At 39.4% G+C, this 17,954-nt stretch carries 14 protein-coding genes; 8 read left to right on the top strand and 6 right to left on the bottom strand.

Features of this window, described 5'->3' with window-relative positions; translation table 11 throughout:
* Window positions 1-35 precede the first annotated feature (35 nt).
* Window positions 36-1,169 carry a dual-specificity RNA methyltransferase RlmN gene (rlmN, locus tag ACFI34_RS16960; protein WP_006793574.1) on the bottom strand — a complete coding sequence of 378 codons (1,134 nt, stop codon included), beginning with the start codon at window positions 1,167-1,169 and terminating at the stop codon, window positions 36-38.
* Between the two features lie 183 nt (window positions 1,170-1,352).
* Entirely contained in the window at window positions 1,353-1,784 is a 432-nt protein-coding gene (ndk, locus tag ACFI34_RS16955; protein WP_462674338.1) for a nucleoside-diphosphate kinase, read from the bottom strand.
* Between the two features lie 228 nt (window positions 1,785-2,012).
* On the opposite strand from ndk, the gene trhP reads away from it, so the two are divergent.
* Window positions 2,013-3,401, top strand: a complete 1,389-nt coding sequence (gene trhP / locus ACFI34_RS16950) for a prephenate-dependent tRNA uridine(34) hydroxylase TrhP (protein WP_462674337.1) — start codon at window positions 2,013-2,015, stop codon at window positions 3,399-3,401.
* An 865-nt stretch (window positions 3,402-4,266) separates the two neighbouring features.
* Here trhP and ACFI34_RS16945 read toward each other — a convergent pair.
* Together ACFI34_RS16945 and ACFI34_RS16940 are read right to left on the bottom strand one after the other, a co-directional pair.
* The gene (locus tag ACFI34_RS16945; protein WP_442449010.1) at window positions 4,267-5,559 is read right to left on the bottom strand and encodes a type II toxin-antitoxin system HipA family toxin; all 1,293 of its coding nucleotides are present in this window, start codon (window positions 5,557-5,559) and stop codon (window positions 4,267-4,269) included.
* A complete protein-coding gene (locus tag ACFI34_RS16940) occupies window positions 5,549-5,839 on the bottom strand; it encodes a helix-turn-helix domain-containing protein (protein WP_090493474.1) in 291 nt (96 codons plus the stop codon). Before ACFI34_RS16940 ends, ACFI34_RS16945 begins: the two co-directional genes overlap by 11 nt.
* A 557-nt stretch (window positions 5,840-6,396) precedes the next feature.
* On the opposite strand from ACFI34_RS16940, the gene ACFI34_RS16935 reads away from it, so the two are divergent.
* Together ACFI34_RS16935 and ACFI34_RS16930 are read left to right on the top strand one after the other, a co-directional pair.
* Window positions 6,397-6,789: a hypothetical protein gene (locus ACFI34_RS16935; RefSeq protein ID WP_462674336.1), complete on the top strand. Its 393-nt coding sequence runs from the start codon at window positions 6,397-6,399 to the stop codon at window positions 6,787-6,789.
* Window positions 6,790-7,221: 432 nt separating this feature from the next.
* Window positions 7,222-7,455, top strand: coding sequence for a hypothetical protein (locus ACFI34_RS16930; RefSeq protein WP_462674335.1), 234 nt, complete (start codon window positions 7,222-7,224; stop codon window positions 7,453-7,455).
* 29 nt (window positions 7,456-7,484) lie between these two features.
* Here ACFI34_RS16930 and ACFI34_RS16925 read toward each other — a convergent pair whose 3' ends face one another.
* Both ACFI34_RS16925 and ACFI34_RS16920 read right to left on the bottom strand, forming a co-directional pair.
* Window positions 7,485-8,339 carry a hypothetical protein gene (locus ACFI34_RS16925; RefSeq protein WP_462674334.1) on the bottom strand — a complete coding sequence of 285 codons (855 nt, stop codon included), beginning with the start codon at window positions 8,337-8,339 and terminating at the stop codon, window positions 7,485-7,487.
* A gap of 61 nt (window positions 8,340-8,400) precedes the next feature.
* Window positions 8,401-9,234, bottom strand: coding sequence for an AAA family ATPase (locus tag ACFI34_RS16920; RefSeq protein WP_462674333.1), 834 nt, complete (start codon window positions 9,232-9,234; stop codon window positions 8,401-8,403).
* 956 nt (window positions 9,235-10,190) lie between these two features.
* On the opposite strand from ACFI34_RS16920, the gene ACFI34_RS16915 reads away from it, so the two are divergent.
* From ACFI34_RS16915 to ACFI34_RS16895, 5 genes are all read left to right on the top strand, one after another.
* Complete coding sequence (locus ACFI34_RS16915; RefSeq protein ID WP_462674332.1) at window positions 10,191-10,388, top strand: hypothetical protein; 198 nt, start codon at window positions 10,191-10,193, stop codon at window positions 10,386-10,388.
* A 623-nt stretch (window positions 10,389-11,011) separates the two neighbouring features.
* Window positions 11,012-11,926 carry a hypothetical protein gene (locus tag ACFI34_RS16910; protein WP_462674331.1) on the top strand — a complete coding sequence of 305 codons (915 nt, stop codon included), beginning with the start codon at window positions 11,012-11,014 and terminating at the stop codon, window positions 11,924-11,926.
* Window positions 11,927-12,092: 166 nt separating this feature from the next.
* On the top strand, window positions 12,093-14,549 hold the full coding sequence (hsdR, locus tag ACFI34_RS16905; protein ID WP_462674330.1) for an EcoAI/FtnUII family type I restriction enzme subunit R: 2,457 nt from the start codon (window positions 12,093-12,095) through the stop codon (window positions 14,547-14,549).
* A 118-nt stretch (window positions 14,550-14,667) separates the two neighbouring features.
* Window positions 14,668-16,140: an N-6 DNA methylase gene (locus ACFI34_RS16900; RefSeq protein WP_462674329.1), complete on the top strand. Its 1,473-nt coding sequence runs from the start codon at window positions 14,668-14,670 to the stop codon at window positions 16,138-16,140.
* Window positions 16,140-17,954 (top strand): restriction endonuclease subunit S, encoded by a 1,815-nt coding sequence (locus tag ACFI34_RS16895; protein WP_462674328.1) that lies wholly within the window; start codon window positions 16,140-16,142, stop codon window positions 17,952-17,954. Before ACFI34_RS16900 ends, ACFI34_RS16895 begins: the two co-directional genes overlap by 1 nt.

The raw sequence follows: 17,954 nt of genomic DNA, 5'->3' as shown, positions 1-17,954 counted from the left end.
ATTTAACAGGAGGGCTTTTAGTAATTTAACTAAATTTAGGCTTGCTGGATGTTAACTGAGATTTTGTTATCGTCACGCATTTTCTTTTTCGCCATACGTTTAGTGCGGTCAACTACATCGCCGGCTAATTGCCCACATGCGGCGTCAATGTCATCACCTCGAGTTCGGCGAACAATACAAGTAATACCAGCAGCTTGTAATACTTTAGAAAAACGGTCAATTCGGCTATTGCTTGAACGTGTATATTCGTTACCTGGGAACGGGTTAAACGGGATAAGGTTTACTTTAGAAGGCGTGCCTTTTAACGTTTTAACTAATTCGTGAGCTTGGTCGGTGCTGTCGTTTACGCCGTTAAGCATTACGTACTCAATTGTTACATCTTTATTGGCTTTAGAGCCATCAATGTAACGACGACATGCGGCTAAAAACTCTTCAATAGGGTACTTTTTATTAATAGGCACTAAAATATCACGCAGTGCGTTATCTGGCGCGTGAAGTGAAATAGCAAGTGCTACGTCAATTTTTTCTTTTAATAAATCAAGTGCAGGTACTACGCCCGATGTACTTAATGTTACGCGGCGCTTAGATAAACCAAAGCCCCAATCGTCCATCATTAACTCCATTGCTGGTACTACGTTTTTAACGTTAAGTAATGGCTCGCCCATACCCATCATTACTACGTTAGTAACAGGGCGCTTTTCGCTGTTGCCATCTAGGCCAATATCTTTAGCTACACGCCATACTTGGCCAATAATTTCTGAAACTTTTAAGTTACGGTTAAAGCCTTGTTGTGCGGTAGAGCAAAAAGTACATTCAAGGGCGCAGCCAACTTGTGATGATACACACAGCGTTGCACGCTCTTTTTCAGGGATCCACACGGCTTCAACTTCTTGTCCGCCTTCAAGTACTAATGCGTATTTGATTGTACCGTCGCTCGCTTGCTGGCGAACTGATATTTCAGGGGCTACAATTTCGCACTCAGCTTTAAGCTTTTCTTTAAGCTTTTTATTTACATTGCTCATTTCGTCGAAGTTATCTACGCCAAAATGATAGATCCATTTCATCACCTGATCGCCACGAAATGGCTTTTCACCGAACGATACAAATAGCTCACGCATTGCATCTCGGTTTAAATCTAATAAGTTAATCTTTTTTTGCGCAGTGGTCATGAAACAACCTTAATCAGTAACGGTGGTGATAAAATTTACAAGGGCGAATTGTACACAATTCACTCACTTTAATCATTAAGTAAAACATCAAATATGCCAGTGTAATACTTTAATTAATGACTAAAAAAGGGCTCGAAAGCCCTTTTCATACTTTGCATCACAGGGTTAACTGTGAAACTCAAATTAACGAGTACGTGGGCAAAGCTCTTCGTCAGCGAAGAAGTACGCGATTTCGCGAGCAGCAGATTCAACAGCGTCAGAACCGTGAACAGCGTTTTCGTCGATGCTGTCAGCGTAGTCTGCACGTAAAGTACCAGCTAGTGCTTCAGTAGGGTTAGTAGCACCCATGATTTCACGGTTTTTAAGAACAGCGTTTTCGCCTTCAAGAACGGTAACCATTACTGGGCCAGAAGTCATGAAAGAAACTAAAGCGCCAAAGAAAGGACGTTCGCTGTGCTCAGCGTAGAAGCCTTCAGCTTTCTCTTGTGAAAGGTGAACCATTTTAGCTGCAACGATTTTAAGGCCAGCAGTTTCGAAACGGTTGTAGATAGCGCCGATGTGGTTTTTAGCTACTGCATCAGGTTTTACGATTGAGAAAGTACGCTCTAAAGCCATCTTTATGCTCCAATAATTTATAAGTAAAAGTGTGAATATTAACGGGCGCGAATTATACGCGCTTTAGCTGAAAAATCCTAATTTTATTAAAAACCAGTTCAATTACAATTTTATGATCTTGATCAAAGGCATAATTTTAGTGCTCTTTATACTGCCGCGCTTCTGCTTTTATATTTAAATTTATAACGCACACCATTGGCTTAATGTCCTTTGTTGTAGGGAGCGCAAATGTCACCTGTTTCTTCAAGCCGTTTTATACCTGAACTATTGTGCCCTGCAGGCAGTTTAAAAAATATGCGTTACGCCTTTGCTTATGGTGCTGACGCAGTCTATGCCGGCCAGCCTCGCTACAGTTTGCGTGTGCGTAATAATGAGTTTGACTTAGAGACCTTACAAGTAGGTATTAATGAAGCTCACGCATTAAATAAAAAGTTTTATGTGGTATCAAATATTGCACCACATAACGCTAAGGTTAAATCGTATTTACGTGATATTGAGCCCGTAATAGCAATGGGGCCCGATGCGCTGATTATGTCCGATCCGGGTTTAATTATGCTTGTTCGTGAAAAATGGCCAACAATGCCGATTCATTTATCAGTGCAAGCAAATGCCGTTAACTACGCTAGCGTGCGGTTTTGGGCAAAGCAAGGTATTGAGCGTGTTATTTTATCTCGCGAGCTATCGCTTGAAGAAATAAAGGAAATACGCAGACAGTGTCCAGACACCGAGCTAGAAGTATTCGTGCATGGTGCATTATGTATGGCTTATTCTGGACGATGTTTACTCTCGGGTTATATAAATAAGCGCGATCCAAATCAAGGTACATGTACGAATGCATGCCGTTGGGAATACGATGTTAAACCCGGTACTGAGAACGAAACCGGCGAAATGGTACATAAGTTTGATCCGAAACAGGTAATTCCTACTCTTGGCGAAGGCGTGCCAAGTAACGATGTATTTATGCTTGAAGAGCAAGGTCGCCCAGGTGAGTATATGCCTGCGTTTGAGGATGAGCATGGCACTTATATTATGAATTCAAAAGATTTGCGTGCCGTGCAGTATGTTGAACAACTTACAAAAATGGGCGTACATAGTTTAAAAATAGAAGGGCGTACTAAATCATTTTATTACGTTGCGCGCACCGCTCAGGTATACCGTAAAGCAATAGATGATGCGGTTGCGGGTAAACCATTCGATACAAACTTATTTAAGACGCTTGAGAACTTAGCACATAGAGGCTATACCGAAGGTTTTTTAAAGCGCCATGCTCACCAAGAATATCAAAACTACGAATACGGTCACTCGGTATCAACTCAGCAGCAATTTGTGGGTGAAGTACTAGGGCGCTGCGAAAATGGACTAGTTGAAATAGACGTTAAAAATAAATTTTGTGTTGGGCATTCTTTGGAGCTGATGACACCGCAAGGAAACATTACGTTTGAGCTTGAATACATGCAAAACAAAAAGGGCGAAAGTATTAGCGATGCCAAAGGCTCAGGGCATATTGTAAAAATTCCACTAGATGAAGGTATTAATTTAGAGCACGCCATTTTAATGCGTAATTTAGATGAGCACCAAGATACACGAAATCCATTTAAGCAAGTCGCGGCTAATTAATAATTAAACCCAATAACAAATGAGGCTGTGTATTACTGGGCATTTAAAGTAATTAATTAATGCTTAGATATTTTCGAGCTAATTTAGAAGCAGCCTATTAAATTAAATGTTCACTATGTTATTTTTTGCTTGAGTCACTTATTAGTTTGAGCAAAATTATGGTAAGTGTGAGTGCAGGGATTGCCCATATATAAGCATTCATTGTTTTTAACTCCAAAATTGAAAACTGAAATCAACATTAATAATTTGGTAGCGTTTTGCAAGTAAACGATTACAAGCGCTCTACATTCTAAAACTATCCAGCATAACAATAATTTTAAAAATGGTGATAAAAAACAGAGTTAAGAATTCAATTAATACGGCGCTTAAATTTAAAACAAAACCCCTACCGATTCTTGTTTTATAAATTATATTAATAAAAGAGGTTAATAGTGGCTCTACTTATAAATAGCAAATGCATTAACTGTGATAGTTATGAGGTTTTTAATTAAATCTATATAAAACAATCTATTACTTTGTCGTACTATAGTTTGTGCTACGATTTTACGTAACTCGTTAGCACTTAGTTAGTATCTTAAAAACAGCCTTAAAAGGCAAATTGTATTAACTAAAAAATTAAAAACACAAACTACCATAATTTTTGAATCGATATTATTTAAATCTAAAAACGCTTAAATAAGATTCCAAGTAAGTAAGAGTACTGGTAGATAATGTAACTCAATCTGATCAGCTAAATGAATTAAACGTAGTTTGAAGTCATGTTTGCTAGGGTCATTGAAATAGACATTAGAAATGTCAATTAGAAATAAAGTTGCCGCTGCCTTTTTAGAGTTATAAATAAATCAATACTATTAGCTTAATACAATTAACTGCCTATTAAATGCTTATTTATGGCGTACGTATTATCAAGCTGTTGCTCTATTAAACTAATCGTTTGCTTATTTACGTCGAGCGCTTTTGCTGTGTTTTTAAAGTTTAAAATAATCTCTGCTATTTCAGATATGATAACTTGTACCTGCTTCCAATTTGCGTAACCAGCAGCAGAAGCTAGCTTTTGAATCGCTTTTAGTGGCGGGTTTTTTCCAAATCCAGCAAACGAAGTAGCATGCTCATTAAAAGGGTGAGGACTAAAAGTGACATCATAAAAAGGCGCTAAATCCCACTCACCAGAATCTTCTTGTAAAAAAGCCCAGTTTTTACTGTGGTCGTCTTGGTTACAGCTAAATAAATTAAACATAGCCCGACGAAATTGTAATTGCCCTGCAGCAGGTGATTTGCATAAAACACGGCTCGCTTTAATTAAATCTTCATAATCTAATGTAGGTGTGCGAAAATCAGCATCAAGCAAGCCACATGCACTATGCATATGTTTGCAGCCCATTTTATTACCCATTAATTTAAACCTATCGAATCGTTTTAGGGCAAGCCATTGCTTTGCACCGGTCCCTTCTGGGGCGGGTACCAGTAATCTCTGAGGAGGGTTTAATCCCGCTTGTTCAGCTAAATCCAAATACACAGCTTCACATAACCCTTCCTCATGTCCTAAAGCGAGGTTTTTGGATGTGAATTTTATTAACCAAGCATCATCACCTGTTTTAGGTTTTGTTCTACATTCTTGTATATTATTGTCAGAAAAATAAATTTGGGCTTTTGGGCGTGCACCGCCGGAGCTACCAGCAGCCACTAACGCAGAAAGTACTTCTTCTGTTTGTCCGTCAAATATTGCTTGGGCTTGTTGGCCTAATGTAGCAAGACCAGCTTCATCGTCATTTGTGCCATCATAATGAGTTTCAGGTGTAAACGATAATGCTCCCATAGCCGAATGGCCAACAAAAGATAAGCGGTCCATTGCTGTAACAAAGTTAGGCATTATATTATTTTGTCTGAATACACGGTCCTGTAGTAATAGCCCCCACCCATCAGGTAAACAATCAGAAAAGACCCCATGCAATCCATTATGTGGGCTTTTGGGTGCTAACTGAACATCTCTATTGAAGGCGAGTGAAAATGGCGAAAGATTACCATATGTGTCTATATAGCCTTGATCGAATTGAAAGTAAACACCTTGTCTATTTTGAGCAAGTACACCAACCATTAACTCTGTTGAGTCTGACAGTGTACGTTTTACTTCTAGCTTTTCTATGGGTTTAAAGGCCATTGTTTAATACCTGAGCAATTGACGTTGGCGCATTCTTACCTTGAGTTGGCGCTTTTGTTAATTCATATAAACGAGTCAAATCGTCGAGAGATTGCCACAAAAGTAATAGCTGCCTGAATGAAATAAGTCCTGTAACCTCAAACTTTTTTATTGTAGAAGCAGGTACCGTACTTTTTTTAGCTAACGCCTCACGTGACATCTTTGCTTTTTTGCGGCGTTCTTTTAGATGCTCAGCAAAAGCTAGCTGCACATCACCTTCGCTTAATAATAAATAATTAATAATAGAACCTCAAAAAAGACATGTGTGTATCTAAAGTGGATTTTAAATAGGGTTAATGGATACTATAGTGTCTATTTTGTTGCGAGTAAAGCGTTTGATACGTGTTAATGCCAAGCAAAGTAGATACTGGCTAATTTTGTTCAGGTTCCTTATACAATAGAGTGTAAATCAAATTAGAAGCGTAAAAAATTAAAACGCATTTTTGTGTTTTTCACTTTTCACAATAAAGTGCCTTTTAGGGAACATTAAGCCGGATTTAAGGCCTTAAAGTGACTTTTTGATCACTTTAACTACCGTCGGCTATATCAAAAAAGTTAAGTTTTTTACTTAATCTACTTTCTTAGCTTGTTTAACAAGCTTAATTAGAATTATCGTCAACACAGCAGCCGGTAATAACCATATAAAATCACTCATCTTAAATTCTCAATGTTTGAAACAATATCTTAACCTTAATGTTTTTGAGGTGTTTTGCAAATTTACGTCGTTTATCTATTACCTTTCAATTTTTCTCCTGACTTATGCCTAGTTAGTTTTAGGACAAATCACTAGGAAAAAACATGAAAGACCAAAAATCGCCGTTTATTCGCCAATATGTACGCGCTAGTAGATCACCGTGGGATGACAGCTCTACAATTTTGCTACTAGCTGATGTTGTTGATAAGCAAGAACTTGAACTGGGCTTCACCAATTACGTTTATTTACACCGAGATAGCGTGGGGTGTGTGCTGGGTATTAGTATTTCTCAACAGTTACTAGCTGCTAATCCTGAGTTCTCGGAGAGGTATTTGGAAGGTATTGAGATGTATGCTTTTTTACTCATACATATTGAAGAAATAACAAAATTTTGTGGGTTGTTTACTGCAGAATTTGAGCAACTATTTATGCTAAAACCGAATGAGTATTTTGCAGCTACAGAGTGCCATTGGTTAGATATATTAGAAAATACCTAAAAACCTTTAGCGAACCACGTGGTTCGCTTTTTTATTTCCCTGCAACGCTACTAGTTATATGTATAGAACCAAAAATAAGTTACACACTGCATGTTCATTACTCCAAAAAATTGCACCGAGCCTGGCGCTAAACAGGCTTACCTACCTGAAGAGCCTTTGTGGTGATTCACTGCATTTAAATGAATATTCATACTCTGTATGACGTACAGGGTTATGTAGGGAGAAAACAATATAGCGATTGTTTTGGCGGCAGGGCCCGAATGCGCGGTCTTAGTTACCTAATGTAGACAGGTTAAAAATAAAAAGGAGTGAATAATATTCACTCCTTTTTTACATTCAAATTTTATCGTTTTGATATTCTATGCGAAATATCAACAATGCCTCTTAGTTGTGCATACCTAATTAAAATAGGTCATATACATAAGAGATATTATGAAAAATAAACCAATAAAATGGCAGTTCGGGGTGATAGTTCGAACACTCTCAGATGTGTGCTCCATAAGCGGCTACACATTTGCGTTATCGTGTTGGCTTCATTACAAAAAGGTCTGTGATATACCATTAATTACAGATATGGCAGCTAACTCGTATGTACTATTGATTTTAGCTTGTTATGCAAGCCATTTGACATTGGATATTATTGCGCAGTGGTCTAATCGCCATTAACTTCTAGAGCATCATTTTGATGCTCTTTCTTATGAATAGAATAGGGCGGTAATTTCATCGCAAAATTTTGTGCGATACACAATCGCAGATTGTAATAACGCAGCATCTTTGTGAGTCATGAATGGTTGTTGGGTTCTCTTATTTATGCGCTCTGGGAGCTCTGTCAGTAACTGGGTGTGTAATCTTTTTATATCTTCAAATATTTGCGTAGATTGTGAAAATATAAATACCTGTTGGTAGTGGCCTGCTTTAAGTGAGTCGAGGTATTTGAGCAGGATAGTCTGACGCGTCGATTTATTTTTAAATGAGTTTTCAATTTCGATGGCAACGACGGCTTTATCTGGTAATACGGCCACACCGTCTACAATTCGCGCACTGCCTTGGTTATATAATCGTTTGAATTCTGGCTCAGATAAAAATCCTGTCCATAGCGGCCTGTAAACGCCGTCTGAGGTATGGTTATGTAATCCGCGAAGGGCAACAAATGTATTCATCAGGTCGTGCATTATGTGGTTGTAGTTAACCTGCAGTGCGGGGTTTGATTTTGAGCGAAAGTAAGTATCAATACTGGTTTGCTCTTGTGCGTATTTAGCTCCTGAGTAAGTTGGAATATAAACCCGCCCATCAGGACTTCTGTGTGTAGGGACCATCGTTAACAGCTTTTCATCTACTAACTTATTTAAATGGGCAAGTGCTTGGGGTTGACTAATATTGTAGAGCCAGCGAGTAATCACTGGCGCGACAATAGAAAACCTGACCGCAATTAGGACTGTTAGAGCAGTACGGTTTATACCTTTTTGATAGTTGTTAGCACCTACGTTATATCGCATATCAATGTCAAAATAGCGTGCGTATTGATGAGTATAGTCGTTATCGTTTTGCATTCGGGTTCACTAAATCAGGAGTCATAATTTATATAACTCCCGAGCATGCAAAATTGCTCGCTTATTTGGCGCGAACCATTAAAAACCGTCCTTCGTTATATACATCACCAAACGCGATACTCATAAGCTTTTCACTACTGGCGCCGTTGCGTGATTTAGACTGCGCTATATCAACCACAGTCACTGCATTAGTACTCAGTTTTAAATCTTTTGCTGCAATGAGCACATTATCAACTGCACGCGCAATTTCAGTATGGCCTCGGTAGTTTTTGCCTGTTTTATCTGTATGGTGCAGTATCAAAACAGCCTTTCCTTCGTTTCGTAATGCATCAATACATTTGTTGTAGTAGTTCCAGTCGTTTTGATTGAGCTCTTCTGCGGATGTATACAGTGCGGATAGGTTATCGAAAATCACTACATCGGCCCATTCAATATCACTGGCGAGTGTATCAAAACCGTCAGGTGTTGCGAGGTCGGGTATTCCCCCTTTAAAGCTTTTTTTATGGATTACTCTAAAAAATTGGTCACCAGGTCCAGCACCTATCGCGTTAAAAATATTCCCAAAACGTGTTTGTATCTGATGCAAACCTAATTCAGCATCAATATACAAAACTTTTTTAGCTTCGCACGGCTCATTACCAAAACTAGTAGTGCCAGCAGCAACACACGCTGCGATATACTGAGAGATATAGGTTTTTCCAGAGCCAGCTCCGGCAGCAAGCAGTGTAGCCTCTCCGGCTGTTAATATCGAAGGCACAATAATGCATGGTTTAGGAATATCGGCCTGAACAATACTAAGTACGCTATCGGCTTTTCTTAATTGATGTAATGGATTAGGTGTGTTTGTTGATTCACTGTTTGGTGAAAATTGTTGGGTATGTTTTTGGTCATTCATATTTATAAACTCCTATAGAATTGCGATATTTCGGAATTTCTAAATAGGATGTCGGAAAACGAACTAATTGCGTTTTATGTAAAATTATCCAATTTATTTTTTATTTTTAATAAGCGTGTTTTTTAAACGTAGAAAATTTGTGTGAATTAAACCTATAAAGTAAGGCCTCCTCTTTAAGAGGAGGCCTTACTTTATAGGTTATTCTTTATTTCAATTAGGCAAAAATATTACGGTATTCATTGCAAGACGTTGTACGTTTGCTCTTTTAATGAAACGAGGGATGAAAACACTAAAGAGAGGCCGCTTTCAGCGGATGGCCTCGTCGCTTCGCTACTCAACCATAGGCCTAAAACGCACGCCAGCTCTGATGTTGCTCCGCAACAAGCTGACTCAACGCGCTATCGCGCTAGCGTTGTAGACCCCGCGCGAATGTACCGTGCTCCGCCCTGTACCAACCGCCATACTGCCGCTACAGACAATGCGATGGGTGCCCCATTATCCGCATTTTTCTTCGCTTTTATTTTCTACGAAAATAGATGGTTCGATATCAATTTGTGCCAAATTTTAATCGAATTTCGCTGATGCGAAACACTATCGCGGTTGGTACAGACCAGCTGTACATTCGCGCGACTCCATACATTTCCGGCTTCGCCTCCAACGTATTACGCGAGCTATTGGCCTCATTCTGAGACGCTTTTTTTGCAGTTTTTCGTGCCGAAAAATGCGAGCTTAAAACCTGTCTTTCAGACAAAACCGCCTTCAAAATAAACTTATTAATGAATTTTTTAGAAAAGAATAAGGTTTTTTTGCTTAGTAAAAATTAGGTGAAGTAAGTGGAGGGGGAACCACTTATCCAAACTGTTTGTTGCTGAGCTGCGCAGTCAAACAAGTTTGTTTTTTTATCACGAAATCATTAAAGTTTAAAGCATAAGTTAATGATTATTGAGGTTTAAAAAATGAAAAACGACGCTAGTGATATTGCTATTAATCCAACAACAGGACTACCTATCACAAATGCGAGCGCTAATATCGTTGATGTTGGCGGCAATGTGGTGGGCCAATCTAATAGAGTAATGACTGTTTATGAGATTGAAGATTCGATAGCGGATTTAAACGATGTTGGCTGCTTTGATGCTTTTGATGACGATTTTTAATGCTCAAAATTTTAAAAGCTTTTAGACAACACCGAATAGAAATTGCCTATTCGACTATTGCTTTTAGTGGCTCAGCGTTACTGCTTTTTCAATATCAATCAACTCAAAATTTTGCCTGGTTTATTTCGCTGACCTTATTCTGTACCAAGATTGCTATTGGCATAATTAACTATGAGCAATATTGCCAAAGCAATAAGCGTAGCATGAAAACTATGCTGCAATATTTGTTATTTAAATTTGTATAACCCTGTTTATTTGTCCGAAATGCAAAGCGCCCAATTCTAGGGCGCTTTTTTAGTTTTATGATTTAGAAAAAGTGTGACTCTAATACTTAAGTGTATTTCTATGCGAATTCTTGGTGATATTGATAAGAGAAATCCTGTAACCTTATAACTTAAAAATAATTGTCCGACTTCTCTTATTTATATTTTCAAAAGTTGGGTATTGGTTAACAAGGAAGTAAATTAATGTATTACAGTGAAGTCAAAGAGCAGTACCTTGCTCATTTAAAGCAATCAAAAAATAGCATTACCGCTTATAAAGCCATAGTAAATTATAGTAATAAAACACTTACTGAAATTTCCGACGAGTCTTTTGAGTACTTAGAGAATGAGTTTGAGGGAGTGTTTTTTGCACAAGGAAGCAATAAGAGGCAAATATTAAAATCTACAGGTAAATATTTAATTGGTTGTTTTTCATTAGGTGGTACTTATCACTTAGCACTTCAAAATAAACATTACGAAGACTTACACAACACCCTGTATAAGCCAGTATTTGAAAATTTAAAACTGATTAATGATGAGACGAATAAAGCCTTAAATTCTATCGGTTTTACATTAGAGAAAACAAATAAGCTTTTAAAAAAAGTTGGAAAGGTTTTACAAACTAAATCTAATGTTACAAGTGACAGAAAGTCAGTTGATCAAAAAGTAACTTTAATTCAGTTAAAGCAGTTCTCCGATGGTTTCAAAACTTCACTCAAAGCAGGGTTTGGTGGTTTAGTGGGTGGTACTTCAGCTATTGGTGCTTGGGGCGTCGTTACCATTATAGGTAGTGCATCTACAGGTACTGCTATTACCTCACTCTCTGGTATAGCTGCAACAAACGCAACACTAGCTTGGTTTGGTGGTGGTTCTATCGCTGCAGGTGGAGCTGGTATGGCTGGAGGGTTTATGGTTTTAGGTGGCATAATAGCAGCTCCGGCAATGTACTTTGCAGTAACAGGTTCATATAAAAAAGTCGAAAAAATAAAGATGAAAAAAGTTGAACTGTTGGCAGAGATAGAAAAGTTAACATCCCTTGAATCTGAAGCAACGGCACACCTTAAAACCGTCCAGCAGCATCATTACCACATTACCGAGTATGCCAATCACTTTGGTAAGTTGCTTGAAGATAACTTGAGGATGTTTAAAAAACATAGCTCACTTAAGTATAAAATTTTTGGCGGACAGATGAACGTTAAGCAAGAAAAAGCTTTTAACCTTCTGAACCAATATAGCAATGAGTTACTATTTCAGCTTGGTTATAGCAATAATTAGCTTAATACTTTTATTAACTCAGCTTGCTAACTTTTAATACCTTTTATTTTTGCTAATTCATTATATTTTATATAGCATCACTAAACAGCATGAAACACGTTGAATCAACGAGTTGTACGCAAAGCCTTGTTGGCTCATAGCGTAGTATTTAGGGATGGTTTAAGTTATGGATAAAAGAAAGCTCAGCGAAACCGATATAATCAGTAAGTTTATTCTACCCGCAGTTAAAACCGCAGGCTGGGATGATATAACCCAAATACGCCAAGAAGTTAAATTACGTGACGGTAAAGTAATCGTCCGTGGGCAACTTGGTGTACGTAAAACGGTTAAATCGGCTGACATAGTCCTTTACCATAAACCCAGTATGCCGCTTGCTGTCATTGAGGCCAAAGCCAATAAGCATGAGGTAGGCAAAGGCCTACAACAAGGCTTAGATTACGCCAGGCTGCTTGATGTGCCGTTTATATTTGCCTCCAATGGCGATGGCTTTATTTTCCATGATAAAACCAAGCTAGGCACGCCAGATGCGCATAACCTTGAAACCGAAATACGCTTAGAAGACTTCCCATCACCGCAAGAGCTTTGGGCTAAATATTGTGCCTACAAGGGCTATACAGAATCGCAACTTCCTATAATCAACCAAACCTATTACGATGATGGCAGCGGTAAACACCCGCGTTACTATCAGCTCCAAGCCATTAATAAAACAGTAGAGGCTATATCGTCAGGTAAAGACCGTGTATTACTAGTTATGGCAACAGGAACAGGTAAAACTTATACCGCGTTTCAAATCATATGGCGCTTATGGAAGTCACGCGCTAAAAAACGCATCTTATTTTTAGCCGACCGCAATATATTAGTTGATCAAACACGTATTAATGACTTTCAGCCGTTTGGTACGTCAATGACCAAAATTACCGGCAGAACAATCGACCCCGCTTACGAAATACACCTAGCACTATACCAAGCACTAACGGGGCCAGAAGAATCTCAAAAAGCCTTTAAGCAAGTAGACCCAGACTTTTTTGACCTCATTATTATCGACGAGTGCCACCGTGGTAGCGCAAGTGAAGATAGCGCATGGCGCGAAATTCTCACCTATTTTAAAGGGGCTGCTCAAGTTGGTTTAACCGCAACACCAAAAGAAACCGAAGAAGTATCAAACACCGATTACTTTGGCGACCCTGCTTATACCTATTCCCTTAAAGAGGGCATAGAAGATGGCTTTTTAGCGCCATATAAAGTGGTACGTGTTGACCTTGATGTAGACCTACAAGGCTGGCGACCAACAAAAGGGCAGGTTGATAACAACGGCGAAGTAATACAAGACCGCATATACAACCAAAAAGACTTTGACCGCACAATGGTGATTGACGAGCGTACACAACTAGTGGCCGAAACCATTACCAACTATTTAAAACGTACCGACCCTATGGCTAAAACCATTGTGTTTTGTAACGACATAGATCACGCCGAGCGTATGCGCCGCGCTCTTGCCAACTTAAATCCAGAGCAAATGGCAAAAAACGATAAATACGTGATGAAGATCACTGGCGACGATGAATTAGGTAAAGGCCAGCTCGACAATTTTATAAATCCTAAACGCCCTTACCCAGTAATTGCTACCACCTCAGAGCTTATGACCACAGGGGTAGACGCTAAAACCTGTAAGCTAGTAGTGCTTGATCAAAACATCCAATCAATGACCAAGTTTAAACAAATTATTGGTCGTGGTACCCGTATTGATGACCGCTACGGCAAGCTGTGGTTTACCATACTCGACTTTAAAAAAGCCACCGAGTTGTTTGCCGATGAACGTTTTGATGGCACACCAGAAAAAGTAATTAAAGTAACGCCAACCGACATTGAAAACGAAGACGTTGATATTGAATCACAAGATGATACAACCAGCGCAGAGACACCAGACAACATATTTAGCGACCAAGTCACTGACGATACAACCGATGCCAACAACGACACCATTAACGACCCTAAAGGCGATGGCACGCTTGATGGAGAATGGGACGATGAAACCAATAAAATGGTTAAGTACCGAGTATCGGGTGTTACCGTTAATAAAGTGGCAGAGCGAGTACAGTATTACGATACCGACGGTAAACTGGTTACCGAGTCATTTATAGATTACACCCGTAAAACCATGAGCAAGCAGTACAGTTCATTGGATGACTTTGTAAAACGTTGGAACGAGTCAGATCGTAAGCAAGCCGTAATAGATGAACTTGCCGAAGAAGGCATTATTTGGTCAGCGCTTGAGGAAGAAGTCGGCAAAGACATGGACCCATTTGATATGATCTGCCATGTAGTTTACGACCAACCACCCCTTACCCGAAAAGAGCGCGCAGATAACGTACAAAAGCGTAACTATTTCACTAAATATTCGGGTACCGCACAAACTGTTCTCGAGAACCTTCTGTTAAAATACGCCGATGTAGGCGTGCAAGAAATCGAATCTATGCAAGCACTTAAAGTAGCGCCGTTTAACGAAATTGGCAGCCTAAGTGAAATAGTAAAAAAAGGCTTTGGTGGCAAACCACAATACGAGGAAGCCCTTAAAGAGCTGGAAGCCGAAATTTACCAAATGCCAGCGCCTAAAACAGCCTAAATTTATGTTTTTTGTCGCTATGTATTAGCCACAGCAAAGCATTGAACCATTTAAATTAAACAGCTTTCATATTTGCCTTTAGCCGCTGTTTATAAAAATAATCAAACAAGAGAATACTATGTCTATCAGTTCAGCTATTAAATCAATTCAAGATATTATGCGTAAAGACGCCGGTGTGGATGGCGACGCACAACGCCTTGGTCAAATGTCGTGGTTACTATTTTTAAAAGTATTCGACGCGCAAGAAGAAGAACTAGAGCTTGAATTAGATGACTACCGCGAGCCAATCCCAGAGCAATTTTTATGGCGCAATTGGGCAGCCGATAACGAAGGCATAACGGGCGATGAGCTTTTAGAGTTTGTAAACGATAAGCTATTCCCAGAGCTTAAAAACCTAACCGCACCCATAGATAAAAACCCACGTGGTTATGTAGTCACCCAAGCCTTTAGCGATGCCTTTAATTACATGAAAAACGGCACGCTACTGCGCCAGGTTATTAATAAGCTAAACGAAATAGACTTTACCGACTCAAAAGAGCGCCACTTATTTGGCGACTTATACGAGCAAATACTAAAAGATTTACAAAGCGCAGGTAACGCCGGCGAATTTTATACCCCGCGCGCCATCACTAAATTTATAGTGGCAGTAACCGACCCAAAACTAGACGAGTCAATCATGGACCCTGCCTGTGGTACTGGTGGCTTTTTAGCGTGTGCGTTCGATCATGTAAAAGCAAACTATGTTCAATCCGGCGACGACCACCAAATACTTCAAAAGCAAATACACGGCGTAGAGAAAAAACAACTCCCGCACTTACTGTGTACTACTAACATGATGCTTCACGGCATAGAGGTACCGGTACAAGTTAAACACGGCAATACACTAAATAAACCGCTTTCAAGCTGGGATGACCAAGTAGATGTAATCATCACCAACCCTCCGTTTGGCGGCACCGAAGAAGACGGCATAGAGAAAAACTTCCCAAGCGACATGCAAACTCGCGAAACCGCCGACTTGTTCTTACAGCTCATTATAGAAGTGCTCAACACTAAAGGCCGCGCCGCAGTAGTATTGCCAGACGGCACCTTGTTTGGTGAAGGCGTAAAAACCAAAATTAAAAAGCTATTGGTGGAGGAATGTAACTTACATACCATAATACGCTTACCCAATGGCGTGTTTAACCCGTACACCAGTATTAAAACCAATATTCTGTTTTTTACCAAAGGTACACCAACGAAAGACGTGTGGTTTTACGAGCACCCATACCCAGCTGGGGTTAAAAATTACAACAAAACTAAACCTATGAAGTTTGAAGAGTTTAAAGCGGAGCTCGAATGGTGGGGTAATGAGGCAGACGGCTTTGCAAGCCGAACAGAGACCGAGCAGGCGTGGAAAGTATCAATCGACGATATTATTGCCCGTAATTACAACCTCGACATTAAAAACCCGCATGTAGGCGAGGTAATAAGCCACGACCCAGAAGAGTTACTAGCCGACTACTCAAAGCAGCAAGCAGACATACAAGCACTGCGCGACCAGCTTAAAGGCATATTGTCAGCTGCGCTTGCTAAAGATACTGAGGGCAAGTAATGGCTGAGTCAAAAACATCAAACACAAGCGCAGAGCAATTAATAACAGAACACCTTGATATTTGGACGACGGCCATAGAGCAAAAATCGTCCTCAGGGCGCGGCTCATCTAAAAAGTTTTCACTTCATGGCATTAAAAAACTCCGCGAACTTATTTTAGAGCTCGCAGTGCGTGGCAAATTAGTGCCTCAAGATCCAAATGACGAACCCGCTTCAGTATTGCTTGAGCGAATAGCCGCTGAAAAAGCACAATTGGTAAAAGATAAAAAAATCAAAAAGCCAAAAGCACTGCCAGAAATTAGTGAGGATGAAAAGCCGTTTGAATTGCCGAAAGGGTGGGCGTGGTGTAGAGTCGCCGAGATAGCTTCATTAATATCAGGCAAAGGTTTTAAAAAGTCAGAGTATAAAGAGACCGGGGCAAGGTTATTTCAGATTGCTAATGTCAGCTTAGGATATACAAAATGGGAAATAGAGAATTATTTACCTATTTCTTATTTAGATGAGTACCCAGAATTAAAGTTAAAAGTTGGGGATATTTTAATAGCTTTAAATCGACCGCTATTAAATAACCTAATGAAAGCTTGTATTTTGGGTAGAGAAGATCTACCCGCAGTTTTATATCAACGAGTGGGTAAGTTCAATTTCTATAACGATTTAATTTACAAAAAATATTTCTATTTTTATTTACATTCACCATTATTCATAAATAAATTGAAAGAAAGTTTGCAGGGTTCTGATCAGCCTTTTATAAATCAGACTCAGCTGATTCAATTTCCTCTCAGCATCCCACCAGTAAAAGAACAGCAACGTATCGTTGCTAAAGTTGATGAACTAATGAGCTTGTGTGATGCGCTTGAGGCGCAAACTGAAAACAGTATTGCGGCACATCAAACATTAGTTGAAGTGCTGTTAGAGGCCTTGCTGAAAGCACCTGAGGAAGGAGCTACACCGGAACAAACAGCTGAACAGTTCCAACAAAACTGGCAACGTTTAAGCGAGCACTTCGACACGCTATTCACCACCACAGCCAGCATCGACACGCTTAAGCAAACCATTTTACAGTTAGCAGTAATGGGCAAACTCGTCCCACAAAACCCAAACGACGAACCCGCAGCCAAACTCCTAGAGCGCATAGCAGCAGAAAAAGCCCAACTGATTAAAGACAAAAAAATCAAAAAGCAAAAACCACTGCCTGAAATCACCAACGAAGAAAAACCGTTTGAATTACCAAATGGGTGGGAGTGGGTAACATTGTCACATATTGGTTTGTTCACTGGAGGTAAAACACCTAGTAAAGCGAATTCACAGTATTGGAATGGCGATATACCTTGGGTTACGCCAAAAGATATGAAAGTTGAGAAAATTTTTGATAGCGAAGATCATGTTACTAGACTCGCAATCACTGATGGGTTAGCTGAAATAGATCCGGAGTCGCTATTGTTTGTTGCTAGAAGTGGAATATTAAGAAGAAAGTTCCCTGTAGCGATAACTAAATCTGTATGTACTGTTAATCAAGATTTAAAGGTTTTAAGTTTGATTGATAAGTCAATTGTTGATTATATCTTGTTGATGATGAAAGGCTTTGAAGCATATATACTAAAAAACTTAACAAAAATGGGAACGACAGTTGAGAGTTTACGATTTGACGACTTTTCTAAACATTATTTTATTATACCACCACTAGAAGAACAGTACCGTATTGTCGCTAAAGTCGATGAATTAATGGCACTCTGCGACCAACTCAAAGCCCGTTTAACCGACGCACAAACCACTAAACTCCATCTAACCGATGCTATAGTCGAACAGGCTTTATAA

Source organism: Pseudoalteromonas sp. PSi26 (assembly GCF_054960575.1).
This window is presented reverse-complemented; position numbering and strand designations above follow the sequence as displayed.

What these genes read in the sequence shown, in the direction of transcription:
- rlmN (WP_006793574.1), bottom strand. Translation starts at nt 1,169, where the DNA reads ATGACCACTGCGCAAAAAAAGATTAACTTATTAGATTTAAACCGAGAT.
- ndk (WP_462674338.1), bottom strand. Translation starts at nt 1,784, where the DNA reads ATGGCTTTAGAGCGTACTTTCTCAATCGTAAAACCTGATGCAGTAGCT.
- trhP (WP_462674337.1), top strand. Translation starts at nt 2,013, where the DNA reads ATGTCACCTGTTTCTTCAAGCCGTTTTATACCTGAACTATTGTGCCCT.
- ACFI34_RS16945 (WP_442449010.1), bottom strand. Translation starts at nt 5,559, where the DNA reads ATGGCCTTTAAACCCATAGAAAAGCTAGAAGTAAAACGTACACTGTCA.
- ACFI34_RS16935 (WP_462674336.1), top strand. Translation starts at nt 6,397, where the DNA reads ATGAAAGACCAAAAATCGCCGTTTATTCGCCAATATGTACGCGCTAGT.
- ACFI34_RS16930 (WP_462674335.1), top strand. Translation starts at nt 7,222, where the DNA reads ATGAAAAATAAACCAATAAAATGGCAGTTCGGGGTGATAGTTCGAACA.
- ACFI34_RS16925 (WP_462674334.1), bottom strand. Translation starts at nt 8,339, where the DNA reads ATGCAAAACGATAACGACTATACTCATCAATACGCACGCTATTTTGAC.
- ACFI34_RS16920 (WP_462674333.1), bottom strand. Translation starts at nt 9,234, where the DNA reads ATGAATGACCAAAAACATACCCAACAATTTTCACCAAACAGTGAATCA.
- ACFI34_RS16915 (WP_462674332.1), top strand. Translation starts at nt 10,191, where the DNA reads ATGAAAAACGACGCTAGTGATATTGCTATTAATCCAACAACAGGACTA.
- hsdR (WP_462674330.1), top strand. Translation starts at nt 12,093, where the DNA reads ATGGATAAAAGAAAGCTCAGCGAAACCGATATAATCAGTAAGTTTATT.
- ACFI34_RS16900 (WP_462674329.1), top strand. Translation starts at nt 14,668, where the DNA reads ATGTCTATCAGTTCAGCTATTAAATCAATTCAAGATATTATGCGTAAA.
- ACFI34_RS16895 (WP_462674328.1), top strand. Translation starts at nt 16,140, where the DNA reads ATGGCTGAGTCAAAAACATCAAACACAAGCGCAGAGCAATTAATAACA.